We start from the raw sequence: 13,014 nt of genomic DNA, 5'->3' as shown, positions 1-13,014 counted from the left end.
GTCCGATACGGATCGAGGTGCAACGTCTCATCGAGAAATTCAGGGAAAGAGATTGACGATGCCTCATCTGGACCGCCAATCTGTTCCAGATGAGACAGATGACGCACGGTGTTGAGACGGGGAGCGGAACGTGAGTGACGGATCTTCGGTTCCCCGCCGGCAGCTCGGGCGGTTGCTGCGGCAGGCACGTGAGGAGGCCGGCATCAACCTGGAGGCCGCAGCCGAAGCGCTCGAATGGTCGCGCGCCAAGATGTACCGGCTTGAGGGCGGCCAGACCTCGCTGCGTACCCACGACGTGACTCTCATGTGCCAGCACTACGGCACGTCGGCCGAGCTGACCGAGGTGCTGGTCAGTCTCGCGCGGGAGAGTAAGAGCAAGGGGTGGTGGCACGCCTACGGGGAGGTCATCCCCGCCTGGTTCGAGCTGTACGTGGGGTTGGAGGCGGCAGCACGCCAGATCCGCCACTACGAGACGATGCTGATCCCGGGCCTGCTGCAATCACCGGAGTACATGACGGCGTTGTTCGAGAGCAGGCCGGGGCGCGCCCCCCAGGAAGTGGCGCGGAAGGTGTCCCTTCGACTGGAACGGCAGCGCCTGCTGTCTCGACGCCGCCCGGTCGCGCCGGCCTTCGATGCCATCATCGACGAAGCGGTCATCCGTCGACCCATCACCGACACCGAGGCGTGGCGCAGGCAACTCGCGCAGCTCGTGAATGCCGCCCAGGCACCCAACGTGTCGGTGCGCATCGTCCCGCAGGCGGCCGGTCCGCACATGGTCTTTGTCGCGAGCGCCTTCATCATTCTGGATTTTCCAGCCATGGGTACCCGCCCCGCCGAGCCCTCCACCGTCTACAGCGAGTCGCTCACCGGCAGTCTCTACCTGGATCGTCCGAACGAATTGGAAACCTACTCCGAAGCCTGGCAGGTGCTCTCGGCGCTTGCCCTGGACGAGCGTGAGTCCGAGGATCTGATCGGACGCGTGATCAAGGAGACCTACGATGAATGATCTGGCACTCTCCCGTTGGCGGAAAAGCACGCACAGTGCCGAGGGGGCTTGTGTGGAGGTTGCTGGCAGTCTGGTTGTCGGCGTGGGAGTGCGGGACAGTAAGGACGTCGCCGGGCCAATACTGGTGTTCTCCGCCCGGTCCTGGCGGAGCTTCCTTCAGAAGATCAAGGAGAGCGACCATGGCTGATTTCGGTGGGGCCGTCTGGCGCAAGGGCAGTCGTAGTGGTGCCGAGGGCAACTGCGTGGAGGTCGCCGACAACCTGCCTGCCGTGGTCGGAGTGCGGGACAGCAAGGACGTCGCCGGCCCGGTGCTGGTGTTCTCCCCTCAGGCGTGGCGGAGCTTCCTCGCCACCATCGACCGCCACCACTGACCGACCCATCCGACCCACCCGGCTCACCCGTCCGCGCCGGAACGGGCTTCCGGCCCGGTGGCCCGGGGCCCGCCAGAGGGTCCCCGGGCCGGTGGGCGTGGTGCGTTCAGTGGAACTGTCCGGGCTGGTAGGTGCCGGCCGGCTGCCGCGTGATGATGTTCATCCGGTTCGCCAGGTTCATGAACGAGACCAGGAGTACCAGCGCGACCAGTTGCTCGTCGTCGTAGTGCTTCGCGGCGTGCGCCCACACCTCGTCGCTGACCCCGCCGGCCGCGTCCGCCACCCGGGTCCCCTCCTCGGCCAGCGCCAACGCGGCCCGCTCGGCCTCGGTGAACACCGTGGCCTCCCGCCATGCCGCGACCAGGTTCAGCCGCACCGACGTCTCACCCGCCGCAGCGGCGTCCTTGGTGTGCATGTCGACGCAGAAGGCACAGCCGTTGATCTGGCTCACGCGCAGCGCCACCAGTTCCTGGGTGGGGGCCGGCAGCGCTGACTCCTTCAGCGCCCTGCCTGCCGACATGAGGTGCTTGAAGGCCCTGCCGGCGGTCGGGTCGGTGAGGAAGTTCAGTCGGGCGTCCATGGTGTGCTCCTCTGCGGTCGTTCGTGGCTGCACCTCCTCGGACGGGGTGGCCCGCCTCCCCGTGACAGAGCTGAACGTGACCCGCGTCTCGCCGCTCGGCGGCTGACGTCGTCCGCTAACGGGGGCGGGACCCCCGGAGGAACTGGTCGACGGCGGTCCGGGTGATCCCGTCGAGCAGTGGCGGTGCGATCATGTTGCCGTTGACCAGGGTGGCGATGCCCTGCAATGTCGCGAACAGCACGGTCCCGGCGAGTTCCGGGGAGCCGGGCTCCAGCACGCCCTGGGCCTGCCCCTGGCTGATCAGCTCGCCCATCAGCCCGAACGGGCCGGCGGCGGCGGCGACGAGATGGTCGGCCCCCTCGCGGTGCTTGGCTGCGAACATCAGCTCCAGCAGGGCGGCGTCCTCGGTGGCGAACCGCAGGTAGGCGGCGGCCACGGCGTGCAGGCGCGGCGCGAAGTCGTCCCCGGCGGCGACGAGCGCCGCGTGCAGTTCGGCGTGCAGCCGGGCGAATCCGGCCTCGGCGAGGGCGTCCAGCAGCGCCTGCCGGTCGGCGAAGTGCCGGCGCGGCGCGGCGTGACTCACGCCGACCTCCCGGGCCAGTTCGCGTAGCGAGAGCTGGCCGGCGCCGTGCTGGCGCAGGCTGCGCTCGGCTGCGGCGAGCAGCGTCGAGCGCAGGTTTCCATGGTGGTACGCGGGCACGACGGTCATGGTAGTCGAAAAAATGTCGTCGTTGCCGACATTGTTGTCGCCGTATACATTGTTGGCCATGACAACATTCACGAGTGCCCAGGTTCCCGCCATGACCGGCCGTACCGTCATCGTCACCGGCGCGAACAGCGGCATCGGCCGGATCGCCGCCGGGGTGCTCGCCGCCCGGGGTGCCCGCGTCGTCCTCGCCGTCCGCGACCTGGCCAAGGGGCAGACCGCCGCCGCCGGCATGACCGGCGACGTCGAGGTGCGGCGGCTCGACCTGGCCGACCTCACCTCGGTGCGTGAGTTCGCCGAGGGTCACACCGGGCCGATCGACCTGCTGATCAACAATGCCGGGCTGATGATCCCCCCGCTCGGCCGTACCGCCGACGGGTTCGAGCTCCAGTTCGGCACCAACCACCTCGGGCACTTCGCGCTCACCAACCTGCTGCTGCCGCAGATCCGGGGCCGGGTGGTGACTGTCGCCTCCTCCGCGCACCGGGGCGGGAAGATCGACTTCGCCGACCTCAACTGGGAGCGCCGCCCCTACCGGGCGTTCCCCGCGTACGCCCAGTCGAAGCTGGCGAACCTGCTGTTCACCGCCGAACTACACCGCCGCCTCACCGAGGTCGGCTCGCCGGTGCTGGCGACCGCCGCCCACCCCGGCCTGGCCGCCACCAACCTGCTCGGGCACCTCGACCACGACCGCTCCCTGTGGAACCGGCTCCAGACGACCCTGGTCCACCGCTTCGCGCAGAGCGGCGACGACGGCGCGCTGCCCACCCTCTACGCGGCGGTGGCCGACGTCCCGGGCGGCAGCTACGCCGGGCCGGACGGCCTCTTCGAGGGGCGTGGTGCGCCCAAGCTCGTCGGCCGGTCGAAGGCCGCCCGGGACGCGGCCGTCGCCCGTCGGCTGTGGACGGTCTCCGAGGAACTGACCGGCGTCAGCTTCCCGCTCGCCGCCCAGCCCACCCGGTAGGTGACCGTCGGCGGCACGGGCCGGACCCCGCTGGTCGCCGACGGGGCGGTTCAGCCTGCGGGGCAGCGGGCGTCGGCACCGGGCAGGGTCAGGTCGACGAGGTACCTGTCGACCACGGCGACGGTGCACGCGTTGCGCAGGTAGGTGCCGTGGCCCGAGCCCTCGTAGGTGACCAGGCGTCCGTGCCGGCCCAGTTGCCGCGCGACGTGGGTGGCCCAGGCGTAGCCGGTGCGGGGATCGTGCCGGGCATTGAGCAGCAGCAACGGCGTACGGGTGTGCACCCGTGGCTCGTGCGGTGGATTCCGGACCGGGGACTGCCAGCCCAGACAGGTGTGCACGGCCAGCAGGCCGGCACCGTAACGGACGTCCGGCGCGACCGCCCCGGCAGCCCGGACCAGGGCCGCGTACTCGTGGTGGTCGCGGACGGTGGCCGGCCAGTCCGCGCAGAAGACCGCCACGGCCACCGGGAGTTTCACCTCGGGCGGCGGCATGCCGGCGGCCATGTCCCGGACGGCCTCGGCCAGCTGCGGGAAGCGGGGGCCGGCGAGCATCCCGAGGGCCACGGCGGTGACGTCGAAGGCGGTGCGCGGGGCGTACCCGTCGTTGTCGGCGCGGGCCAGCACCGCAGCCCAGACCGCCCGGACGTCCCGGCCGTGCAGCACGCACCCGGGCGAACTGTCGCACCAGGCCACGAATTCGTCGAAGGCGTCCTGGAGCGCCGCCGCCTGGGTACGGACGAAGGACCGCACGTCCAGGCTGTGGTCGAACACGCCCTCCAGCACCACGGCCCGTACCCGGTCGGGATACCGCTCGGCGTACTGCTGGCCCAGCAGCGTGCCGTACGAGCTGCCGTGGAAGGTCAACCGCCGCTCACCCAGCGCACGCCGCAGCGCCTCCAGGTCGTGCACGGTGCTGAGCGTGTCGGCGTACCCGAACACCGGGCTGGTCGGGCGACACCGGTTCCACAGCGCCCGGTTGTAGGCCACCGCTGCGTCGAAATCGGCCTGGCCGGTCAGCACGACGGGCGGCCTGCGCAGCTCCGGGTCGGGCGTGCAGACCGGGGCGGCGCTGCGGGCCACCGTACGTGGATCGAAGCTGACCAGGTCGAACCGGTCCAGCAGTTCGTCGCTGAACCGGTCCCCCCGGCGGATGCGTTCCACCCCCGAGTCCCCGGGGCCGCCCGGTCCGAACACCAGCGTGCCCACCCGCTGCTGCGCCACCCGGGCGGCCCGGCGGGCCACGACGAGCGTGAACGTGCGCCCGTCCGGCCTGGCCCAGTCCACCGGCAGGCGCAGCGGGGCGCACCGCACGCGCGGGTCGGGTGGGACGTCGGGCAGATCGTCGGGACACTCACCCCAGGTGAGGCCCGGCGGTGGCCCGGGACGCGCCTGGGCCACCGCCGGGAGACCGGCGAGGACGGTGAGCACGGCGACGACGACGGTCACGGTACGACGGAACACGGCGGACCTCCCGGGTTGTGGCTATCCGTCCACCCTGGCCCCCCGGCCGACCCGAGTCATATGCGGAGGAACCCGGATCTCGTCCCTGAGGTTGCGCCCCGACCACCTCGACGGGGTGATGGGTCCTACCGTCGTTTGTGGACGGTCTGACCGGGGAACAGGGCCGGTATGGCGAACGGACAGGTGAAGAACGTCGGTGGTCTGCTGCTGCGGGTTCTCGGTGTGCTGCTGGTCGTGGTGGGTGTGCTGGGGGTGCTTGCCTCGCTGACCCAGGGCAACGTCGTCGGGATCGTCCTCGGTGTCGTCCTCGTCGTCGGGGGTGCGGTGCTGCTCAAGCGTTCCGGGCGGGCCGGCCGGTCGGGAGAGGTGGCGTCGACCCGGTGACCGCGCGGCGCGTGGCTAGGGTGGGGCCATGGTGTTCTGGCAACTGACTGTCGACGCGAACGACCCGGCCCGGCTGGCCCGGTTCTGGGCCCGGGCGTTGGGTTACCAGCCGACGCCGCCGGCCGAGCCGTCGACCACCTGGAACGCGCACTTCCGTGGCCGGTTGGGTGGGGCGGCGGCGTTCGAGGACCGGCTGTTCGACCCGGCCGGGCTGCGTCCGCCGCTGTGGTTCCAGCGGGTGCCGCAGGAGCATGCCGGGAAGAACCGGCTCCACCTGGACCTCTACCCCACCGGTCGGGACGATGCCCTGCCCCAGGCGCGGCGGATCGAGATCGTTGAGGCGAAGGTGGCCGAACTGGTCGCCCTGGGCGCGACCGTGCAGCGCCGGACCCGGGGCGACGACCCGGCGGACCTCTACTACTACGTCACCCTGCACGACCCGGAGGGCAACGTGTTCTGCGTGAGCTGATCCCGGGCCGGTCGACCGGTGCGCGCGCCGACGCTCAGCGGCGGCGTAGCGCCGGGTCGAGCAGGGCCGGCGGGGTGTCGTGCTTCTCGCCGGGGGCGAGGTCGACGCCGGGGGCGACGATCGCGTCGATGGCGTCGAGCACGTCGGCGGTGAGCACGGTGTCGGCGGCGGCGAGTTGGCTGTGCAGGTGCTCCGGTGTACGGGGGCCGATGATCGCGCTGGTCACGGCGGGGTGTGCGGTGACGAAGCCGAGGGCGAGCTGGATCAGGGTGAGCCCGGCCTCCTCGGCGACCTTGGTCAGCTGCTCGACGGCGTCGAGCCGGGCCCGGTTGCCGGCGATGGTGAGGTCGAAGCGCTCGGGCAGGACGTCGGCGCGGTGGGTGGTGATCTCCCGACCCGCCCGGACCGCGCCCGACAGCCACCCGGAGGCCAGTGGGCTCCAGGCGAGCACGCCCATGCCGTACTGCGCGGTGACGGGCAGGACGTGGGCCTCGATGCCGCGTTGCAGGATCGAATAGCTGGGCTGTTCGGTGACGTACCGGCCCAGGTGGTGTTCCCGGGCGGCCCACTCGGCCTGCACGAGCCGGTACGCGGGGAACGTCGAGCAGCCGAAGTAGCGGATCTTGCCGGCCCGCTGGAGGTCGGTGAGCGCGGACAGCGTCTCCTCGTCGCTGGTCGTCGGGTCCCAGCGGTGCACCTGGTAGAGGTCGATGTGGTCGACACCGAGCCGGCGCAGGCTGTCGTCGAGCGCGGTGTGCAGCCAGCGGCGGGAGGTGCCCCGGTGGTTGCGTTCGTCGTCCATCGGCAGGGCCGCCTTGGTGGCCAGCACGATGTCGTCGCGGCGGCCGGCGATGGCCCGGCCGACCATTTCCTCCGACTCGCCCTGGCTGTAGCGGTCGGCGGTGTCGATCAGGTTGATCCCGCCCTCCAGGGCGGCGTCGATGATCGCGGTGGCCTCGGCCTGGCTGGTGCGGCCGATGGTGCCGAAGTTCATCGCGCCGAGCACGAGGGTGCTGACCTGGACGCCGGTGCGGCCGAGGGTGCGGTACTGCATGACGGTTTCCTCCACGGGGTGGCGGGGTGACGGCCGGTCGGGTGGGCCGGTGCCGTTGGGGACCACGGCGCGTGCGGACGCGTCGTGGGCTGGTGGCGAGGGACGGGGCTGGTGGCCGGCCGTCCGGCTCTGGCATCATGGGGCAAGCGGAACGGTGTTCCGCTCTGAACTATACGGAACACTGTTCCGTTTGCCAAGGGTGTCCGGAGGTGACGGTGCGATGGTCGACGGTGAACCGGGGCCGCCCACCCCACCCGGGCGCACCGGCGCACCCCGGAAACGGGCCGACGCCCGACGCAACGAGGCGACCCTGCTGGAGGCCGCCGCCGCCGCCTTCCTCGCCGCCGGTGTCGACGTGCCGGTACGCGACATCGCCGCCCGGGCCGGCGTCGGCGTCGGCACCATCTACCGCCACTTCCCGACCCGGGCGGACCTGATCGTCGCCGTCTACCGGCACCAGGTGCAGGCGTGCGCCGCGGCCGCGCCGGCCCTGCTCGCCACCAGCGGCACCCCGCACGCCGCCCTGACCGCCTGGATCGACCTCTTCGTCGACTTCCTGGTCACCAAGCACGGCCTGGCCGGAGCGTTGAACTCCGACACCGCCGCCTTCGACACGCTGCACGGCTACTTCCTCGACCACCTGGTGCCCGCGTGTACCCGCCTGCTCGACGCCGCCGTCGCGGCCGACGAGATCCGTCCCGGCGTCGACGCCCGGGAGTTGTTGTTCGCCGTCGGCAACCTCTGCGCCGGCCGTGCCCCCTACTACGACGCCCGCCGCATGGTCGGGCTCCTCGTCGCGGGGCTGCGCCTGCGGTGAGGGGTGGCACGCGCCACCCCTCGGGCGGACCGCGTCCGCTCAGCCGTGCCGCTCGGCGGCGGGCCGGCGCGCATAGTGTTCGGCGACGGCGGCGAACGCGGCCTTCGGCTCCCAGGGCAGCCCGGGGTAGGTCTCGCCGGTGCGGCCGTCGAGCACCTTGACGATCCCGGGGCTGGCGAGGTCGAGGTCGTACCGGGGATCGCCGTCGGGCCGGTGCGGCAGGCTGGGCAGCGCGAAGAGGTGGACGAAAGCGCTGTCGACCCCCTCGCTGTCAAAGATGTCGAGCAGTTCCCGCAGGTAGGCGGCCTGCCCTTCCTCGTCGCGCTCGTACCTGCCGTTCAGCCGGTGGGGGGCGCCGCTGGCGTCGTACTCGATGATCTCCATGCTGCGCGGCGCGACGTCCCCCGCGCCGCGCCAGGTCGCGGTGCCGAAGCCGGTGACGGCGACCGGCTTGGGTTGGTCGACCAGCCGGCGTACGCCGGCGCGGAACTGGTCGGCGACCTCGGCGGAGCGGATGAGTTCGAGGGTCACCACGTCGAACAGGTCCCAGTCGACGCCCTCGAACGGGATCGCGGCATAGGTGACCCGCCCGTGGAAGCGTTCGCGGACCGCCGCCACGGTGGCGCGCAGGAACCGGTCGAGGCGGACGCCGGCCTCGGCGATGCGCTCGGCCCGGCCGTCCGGGTCGGTGAACAGGTGGTCGAGGCGGTCGGCGAGGCGGTCCCCGTCGACGAATCCACGGTTCATGAGGCTCAGCTCGGCGCCGGTGACGAAGACGACCTCCGCCCCGGCCGCACGGAGCCGTTCGGCCCGCTCGGCGCAGTCGAGGAACAGGGCGCGGATCAGGTCGGGTTCCAGCTCCAGCGGGTACGGCGAGAACCAGACCTCCAGGCCGAGCGCGGCGGCGGTACGGGCGGCGGACTCCAGCCGCCCGGGATCCCCGCCGACCAGGTGGACGGCGGTGCAGTGCAGGTCGTCCCGGATGATCGCCAGCTCCCGCCGGACCACCTCGGGGTCCCAGTGCGGCACCGAGCTGACGCCGTCGGTGACGAAGCCGGTGTCGTAGGCCATGCCTCTGGCACGCATGTCGGTCCCTTTCCGTCGTGGTGCTGCGGACTTCGGGGGGACCGTAGCATAATTTTGCGTGCACGCAATTTTGCGTGCACGAACCGTGTGTGCGACAGTGGCACCGTGACCGGACCACCGACGTTGCGGGAACGGAAGAAACGGGCCACCCGGGAGGCGCTCCAGTCGGCGGCGCTGCGCCTCGCCCTGGAACGCGGACCGGACAACGTCCGCGTCGAGGAGATCGCCCAGGCCGCAGGCGTGTCGCCCCGGACCTACAACAACTACTTCGCCAGCCGGGAGCAGGCGATCGTCGCCGGGGTCGCCGCGGACCGCGCGGTCACGGTCACGGCCGCCGTGCTCGCCCGGCCCACCGGGGTCAGCCTCGGCGACACGGTCGTCGACGCCGTCGTGGGTCTCTACACCGACCCCGGCGACCACCCGCCAGCCGCGCTGCTGATGATCGCCGCCAGTCCCGCGCTGCGCGCCTGCTACGTCGACGCCGTCACCACGATCGAGGAGCCGCTCGCCGAGGCGCTGACCGCCCGCTGCCCCGGCCTCGACCGGCTGACCGCCCAGGTGCTCGCCGCCGCCGTCGGCGCGGCGGTCAGAGTGGCGCTCCGGCAGTGGCTGCACGGCACGAACGAGGTGCCGGCGATGGCCGGTTTCGTGGTCCCGTCCCGGCCGCTGCCGGACCTCGTCCGGGCCGCCCTGGCACCGCTCACCCCCGCCCTCGACGCCGCGACGCCCTGACCTGCCGCGACGCCCTGACCACCCGCGAACCCTGACCTGCCGCGACGTCGCGCCCCGCCGGGCCGCCGCCCGCTGTGCCCTCGGCGGTGGCTGGCAGCCACCCGCCGTGCCGTAGCCGGGGGCGGACTGCCACACCCGCTGTGCCGTCGCCGGGGGGCGGACCGCCACATCCGCTGTGCCGTGGCGGTGGGCGGGCTGCCGTCCCGCGAGCCCGCCCCCGCCGGGCGGAGCCGGTCGCGCGTGGTGCCGACGCGCGACCCGGTCCCGGCCCGACGGGGGCGGGTGTTCGGGGTGGGACCGGACCGGCCCCGGACCGGCGGGGCGGACGCCCCCGCCGGATGATCAGGTACGGGACAGGGCGCGGTCGCTGACCGAGGACTGGAGCCCGAACTGGCGGGCCCGCCGCTCCGCGAAATCGGTCAGCCCCTGGCTGTCGGCGTAGTCGAGGCTGTAGAGGTCCAGCTCCAACTGGAGCAGCTGCTCGGCGATCTGGGCGTGGAACTCCAGCACGTCGGGCGGCCACGGCGCGTAACCCTGGTCGGTCCACCGGGCCGAGAAGGACTCGAAGACGATCCCGTCGACGATCTCGGCCAGCCGGGGCAGCATCCCGAAGCCCCGGTTCGCCAGCAGGTACGCCGGTCGGGCCTCCTCCCGGATGGCGGCGACCAGGGTGAGCAGGTGCGGCACGTCCTCCGGGAAGGTCAGCTCGACGTTGAGCGTGTCCAGGAAGAGCCCCGCGAATCCCTGCGCGATCGCCTGCTTCGCCTGCCCGATCACGTGCGCCACCCAGAGCGGGTGGTCGACGTGGACGAACGCGCCACCCCAGTCCGGGTTGCGTTCCCGCCGCTGCCAGGGCGCGGGTGGCCCCTGGTCCTCCGACAACGACAGGTAGCCGAGGGTCTGCACGTCCTGCGCCGCGAGGTAGCGCAGTTCGGCCGGCCGGTAGAAGTCCGGTTGCAGGACCACCCGCACGTACCTGGACAGCTCGGGCAGTCGGCCGTCGCCGTAGTAGAAGCAGATGGGACGTCGGCTCATCACGCCCACCCGTGCTCCCGGTACCAGGCGAACGTGCTGCGGACGCCCTCCTCCAGGCTGACACCCGGCTCGTAACCGGTCAGCTCCCGCAGCCGGGACAGGTCCGGGCAGCGGCGGGCGACCGATCCCGGCGGCGCGCTCCCGGGTGCGATGGCGGGGCTCACCCCGGCCACCCGCAGGACCAGCTTGGCCAGGTCGCCGATGTTGGTCTCCTCCCGGTCGTTGCCGATGTGCACGATCTGACCGGCGGCGGCCGGTGCCCCCATCAGCCGCAGCATCGCCTCGACCGCGTCGTCGACGTGGCAGAACGCGCGGTACTGGTCGGCGCCGGGGACCGGGAACGGGTCGGCCCCCCGCAGGGCGCGCAGGGACATCTCCGGGATGACGTGGTCCGCGCCCATCCGGGGGCCGTACACGTTGTGGAACCGGCCCACCACCGTCTCGAAGCCCTTGGCGCGGGCCGTGTGCAGGAACGCGGCCTCACCGAGCAGCTTGCTGGCCGCGTACGCGAAGCGGGGGGCCGTGACGTCGGAGATCATCGCCGGCACCGTCTCGGCCGTCGGCACCGGCACCACCCCGGCCGTCACGCCCCCGGCGTAGACCTCGCTGGTGGAGGCGAAGAAGACCCGCTCACCCGGGGTCACCCAGTCGAGCAGGTGCAGCGCCGACAGGGTGTTGACCCGGATCACCCGGGCCGGGTCCTGCTCCACGTTGCGCACCCCGACCACGGCGGCGAGCAGGTAGATCTGGTCCCATCCGGTGGGCAGGGCGGCCCAGGTGTCCGGGCCGGTCAGATCGCCGGAGATCACCTGGACGGCCGGATCGGCGCGCAACCGGTCGAGGTCGGCGTCGTCGCGGCCCCGGGAGAAGTCGTCCACGATGGTTACCTGGTGACCGTCGGCGACGAGCCGGCGGGCGAGGTGCAGGCCGATGAAGCCGGCGCCACCGAGCAGCAGGGCCCTCATGCCGACACCGCCCCGGCGACCGACGTGCCCGCACCGGCGGCGGTGCCGGCCGCACCGCCGTCACCCGGACCGGTCGGCGCGGGAGGCAGGTAGCCGAGTCCGGCGTAGCGGACCCCGGCAGCCCTGACCGCTTCGCCGTCGAGTACCCGCCACGAGTCGTAGACGAAGGCCGGCGGCGTCGCCCCGAGCACCTCCGGCACCCGCAGCGCCCGGTAGTCGGGGTGGTCGTTGATGATCAGCACGGCGTCCGCCTCGGTGAACGCCTTGTCCAGGCTGACCGGCTCGCCGCCGTACTGCCGGATCACGTCGTCGGTGACCATCGGGTCGTGCCCCAGGACGGTGACCCCGGCGGCGGAGAAGACCCGCATCATCGGCTCGATCGGGGTGCCGCGCATGTCATCGGTGGCCGGCCAGCCCTTGTAGGCCCACCCCAGCACCGCCAGCCGGGCGCCGAGACTGCGCCCCCGCGCCTCGACCAGCATCCGGACCACGGTCTCGCCGACGTGGATCGGCAGGTACTCGTTGAGCTGGCGGGCCTTGCCGACGAGGAACGGCCGGCGGTCACCCGCACTGTCGATCATGATGTACGGGTCCTTGGAGAGGCAGCCACCGCCCACGTACCCGGGCTTGGCGAGATCCGGGCGCGGGTAGTCGACGTTCGTCGCCCGGATCACCTCCAGCGGGTCGAGGCCGTGCCGCTCGGCGATCAGCGCGATCTCGTTGCCGAACGCGTAGATCAGGTCGGTGTGGCAGTTGTTGGACAGCTTCACCAGCTCGGCGGTCTCCAACCCGGACACCGGGACGACGGTGCGCGCCAGCCCGTTGAAGAACGCGATCCCGGCGGCGAGGCTCTCCTCGTCCAGGCCACCGACGACCTGTGGCAGCTCGACGAGTTCCCGCAGCGCCTGCCCCTGGATGGTGCGCTCCGGGGCCATCACCAGCTTCACCCGCTCACCCCAGGCGGCCTGCAACTCGGGCAGCACCACCCGGCGGCTGGTGCCGACCGGCACGGTGCTGCGCACCACCACCAGGGTGTCCGGGCGGCAACTGCCGGCCACCACCCGGGCGGCGGCGGCGAGGTTCGCCAGGTTGGGCCGGTGGGTCATGTTGTCCACCGGCGTCGACACGCTGATCACCGCCACGTCGACGGTGTCCTTCGGCAGGTCGGCGGCGACGTGGATGTTCTTGCCCAGGTGGGCGGCGAAGACGTCGTCGATGCCGGGTTCGAAGATGTGTGGCCGGCCGTGCGAGAGCGCGTCCAGCACCGCCGGTGAGACGTCCGCGCCGTACACCGTGAAGCCCTTGTCGGCGAGGGCGGCGGTGAGGGTGAGCCCCACGTAGCCCAGGCCCACGACCCCGATCTTCATGCTCATGCGTGTCCTCTC

Annotated in this window: 16 protein-coding genes; 8 read left to right on the top strand and 8 right to left on the bottom strand. The window is 72.2% G+C overall.

What is annotated here, in order from left to right:
* Positions 1-130: 130 nt before the first annotated feature.
* The 3 genes from AB0B63_RS07855 to AB0B63_RS07845 are packed head-to-tail and all read left to right on the top strand — an operon-like array spanning position 131 to position 1,377.
* On the top strand, positions 131-1,006 hold the full coding sequence (locus tag AB0B63_RS07855) for a helix-turn-helix transcriptional regulator (protein WP_357015631.1): 876 nt from the start codon (positions 131-133) through the stop codon (positions 1,004-1,006).
* Complete coding sequence (locus AB0B63_RS07850) at positions 999-1,193, top strand: DUF397 domain-containing protein (RefSeq protein WP_357015628.1); 195 nt, start codon at positions 999-1,001, stop codon at positions 1,191-1,193. The genes AB0B63_RS07855 and AB0B63_RS07850 overlap by 8 nt, the downstream gene beginning before the upstream one ends.
* Positions 1,186-1,377 (top strand): DUF397 domain-containing protein, encoded by a 192-nt coding sequence (locus tag AB0B63_RS07845; RefSeq protein WP_208567237.1) that lies wholly within the window; start codon positions 1,186-1,188, stop codon positions 1,375-1,377. The genes AB0B63_RS07850 and AB0B63_RS07845 overlap by 8 nt, the downstream gene beginning before the upstream one ends.
* Before the next feature lie 106 nt (positions 1,378-1,483).
* Here the strand turns inward: AB0B63_RS07845 and AB0B63_RS07840 are convergent, their stop codons facing one another.
* Together AB0B63_RS07840 and AB0B63_RS07835 are read right to left on the bottom strand one after the other, a co-directional pair.
* Positions 1,484-1,957, bottom strand: a complete 474-nt coding sequence (locus tag AB0B63_RS07840; RefSeq protein ID WP_357015623.1) for a carboxymuconolactone decarboxylase family protein — start codon at positions 1,955-1,957, stop codon at positions 1,484-1,486.
* 115 nt (positions 1,958-2,072) lie between these two features.
* Positions 2,073-2,726, bottom strand: a complete 654-nt coding sequence (locus tag AB0B63_RS07835) for a TetR/AcrR family transcriptional regulator (RefSeq protein ID WP_244252300.1) — start codon at positions 2,724-2,726, stop codon at positions 2,073-2,075.
* Here AB0B63_RS07835 and AB0B63_RS07830 point away from each other — a divergent pair.
* Positions 2,725-3,627, top strand: coding sequence for an oxidoreductase (locus tag AB0B63_RS07830; RefSeq protein WP_357015620.1), 903 nt, complete (start codon positions 2,725-2,727; stop codon positions 3,625-3,627). The two genes, AB0B63_RS07835 and AB0B63_RS07830, sit on opposite strands and share 2 nt — an antisense overlap.
* A 50-nt stretch (positions 3,628-3,677) precedes the next feature.
* Here the strand turns inward: AB0B63_RS07830 and AB0B63_RS07825 are convergent, their stop codons facing one another.
* Positions 3,678-5,087: an alpha/beta hydrolase gene (locus AB0B63_RS07825; RefSeq protein WP_357015617.1), complete on the bottom strand. Its 1,410-nt coding sequence runs from the start codon at positions 5,085-5,087 to the stop codon at positions 3,678-3,680.
* Positions 5,088-5,255: 168 nt separating this feature from the next.
* Between AB0B63_RS07825 and AB0B63_RS07820 the strand changes: the two genes are divergently transcribed.
* The gene (locus tag AB0B63_RS07820; RefSeq protein ID WP_357015614.1) at positions 5,256-5,471 is read left to right on the top strand and encodes a hypothetical protein; all 216 of its coding nucleotides are present in this window, start codon (positions 5,256-5,258) and stop codon (positions 5,469-5,471) included.
* A gap of 28 nt (positions 5,472-5,499) precedes the next feature.
* Positions 5,500-5,940 carry a VOC family protein gene (locus AB0B63_RS07815; protein WP_357015611.1) on the top strand — a complete coding sequence of 147 codons (441 nt, stop codon included), beginning with the start codon at positions 5,500-5,502 and terminating at the stop codon, positions 5,938-5,940.
* Between the two features lie 34 nt (positions 5,941-5,974).
* Here AB0B63_RS07815 and AB0B63_RS07810 read toward each other — a convergent pair whose 3' ends face one another.
* Positions 5,975-6,994, bottom strand: a complete 1,020-nt coding sequence (locus tag AB0B63_RS07810) for an aldo/keto reductase (RefSeq protein WP_357015608.1) — start codon at positions 6,992-6,994, stop codon at positions 5,975-5,977.
* A 220-nt stretch (positions 6,995-7,214) separates the two neighbouring features.
* Between AB0B63_RS07810 and AB0B63_RS07805 the strand changes: the two genes are divergently transcribed.
* Entirely contained in the window at positions 7,215-7,811 is a 597-nt protein-coding gene (locus tag AB0B63_RS07805) for a TetR/AcrR family transcriptional regulator (RefSeq protein WP_219468208.1), read from the top strand.
* 39 nt (positions 7,812-7,850) lie between these two features.
* Here AB0B63_RS07805 and AB0B63_RS07800 read toward each other — a convergent pair whose 3' ends face one another.
* Positions 7,851-8,897 carry a hypothetical protein gene (locus AB0B63_RS07800; protein WP_357015604.1) on the bottom strand — a complete coding sequence of 349 codons (1,047 nt, stop codon included), beginning with the start codon at positions 8,895-8,897 and terminating at the stop codon, positions 7,851-7,853.
* 105 nt (positions 8,898-9,002) lie between these two features.
* On the opposite strand from AB0B63_RS07800, the gene AB0B63_RS07795 reads away from it, so the two are divergent.
* Complete coding sequence (locus AB0B63_RS07795) at positions 9,003-9,629, top strand: TetR/AcrR family transcriptional regulator (protein WP_357015601.1); 627 nt, start codon at positions 9,003-9,005, stop codon at positions 9,627-9,629.
* A 342-nt stretch (positions 9,630-9,971) separates the two neighbouring features.
* On the opposite strand, the gene AB0B63_RS07790 is transcribed toward AB0B63_RS07795, so the two are convergent.
* From AB0B63_RS07790 to AB0B63_RS07780, 3 genes are read right to left on the bottom strand one after another with little or no spacing between them, the layout of a single operon-like run.
* Entirely contained in the window at positions 9,972-10,664 is a 693-nt protein-coding gene (locus tag AB0B63_RS07790; protein WP_244252298.1) for a hypothetical protein, read from the bottom strand.
* Complete coding sequence (locus AB0B63_RS07785; protein ID WP_357015597.1) at positions 10,664-11,629, bottom strand: NAD-dependent epimerase/dehydratase family protein; 966 nt, start codon at positions 11,627-11,629, stop codon at positions 10,664-10,666. Before AB0B63_RS07785 ends, AB0B63_RS07790 begins: the two co-directional genes overlap by 1 nt.
* Positions 11,626-13,002: a nucleotide sugar dehydrogenase gene (locus AB0B63_RS07780; protein WP_357015594.1), complete on the bottom strand. Its 1,377-nt coding sequence runs from the start codon at positions 13,000-13,002 to the stop codon at positions 11,626-11,628. The genes AB0B63_RS07785 and AB0B63_RS07780 overlap by 4 nt, the downstream gene beginning before the upstream one ends.
* Positions 13,003-13,014 lie beyond the last annotated feature (12 nt).

It is taken from the genome of Micromonospora sp. NPDC049081 (assembly GCF_040648835.1).
In the GTDB taxonomy this organism is placed as follows: Bacteria; Actinomycetota; Actinomycetes; order Mycobacteriales; family Micromonosporaceae; genus Micromonospora; species Micromonospora antibiotica.
Note: the sequence above shows the minus strand (reverse complement) of the source record. Positions and strands in the feature narration are given on the sequence as shown.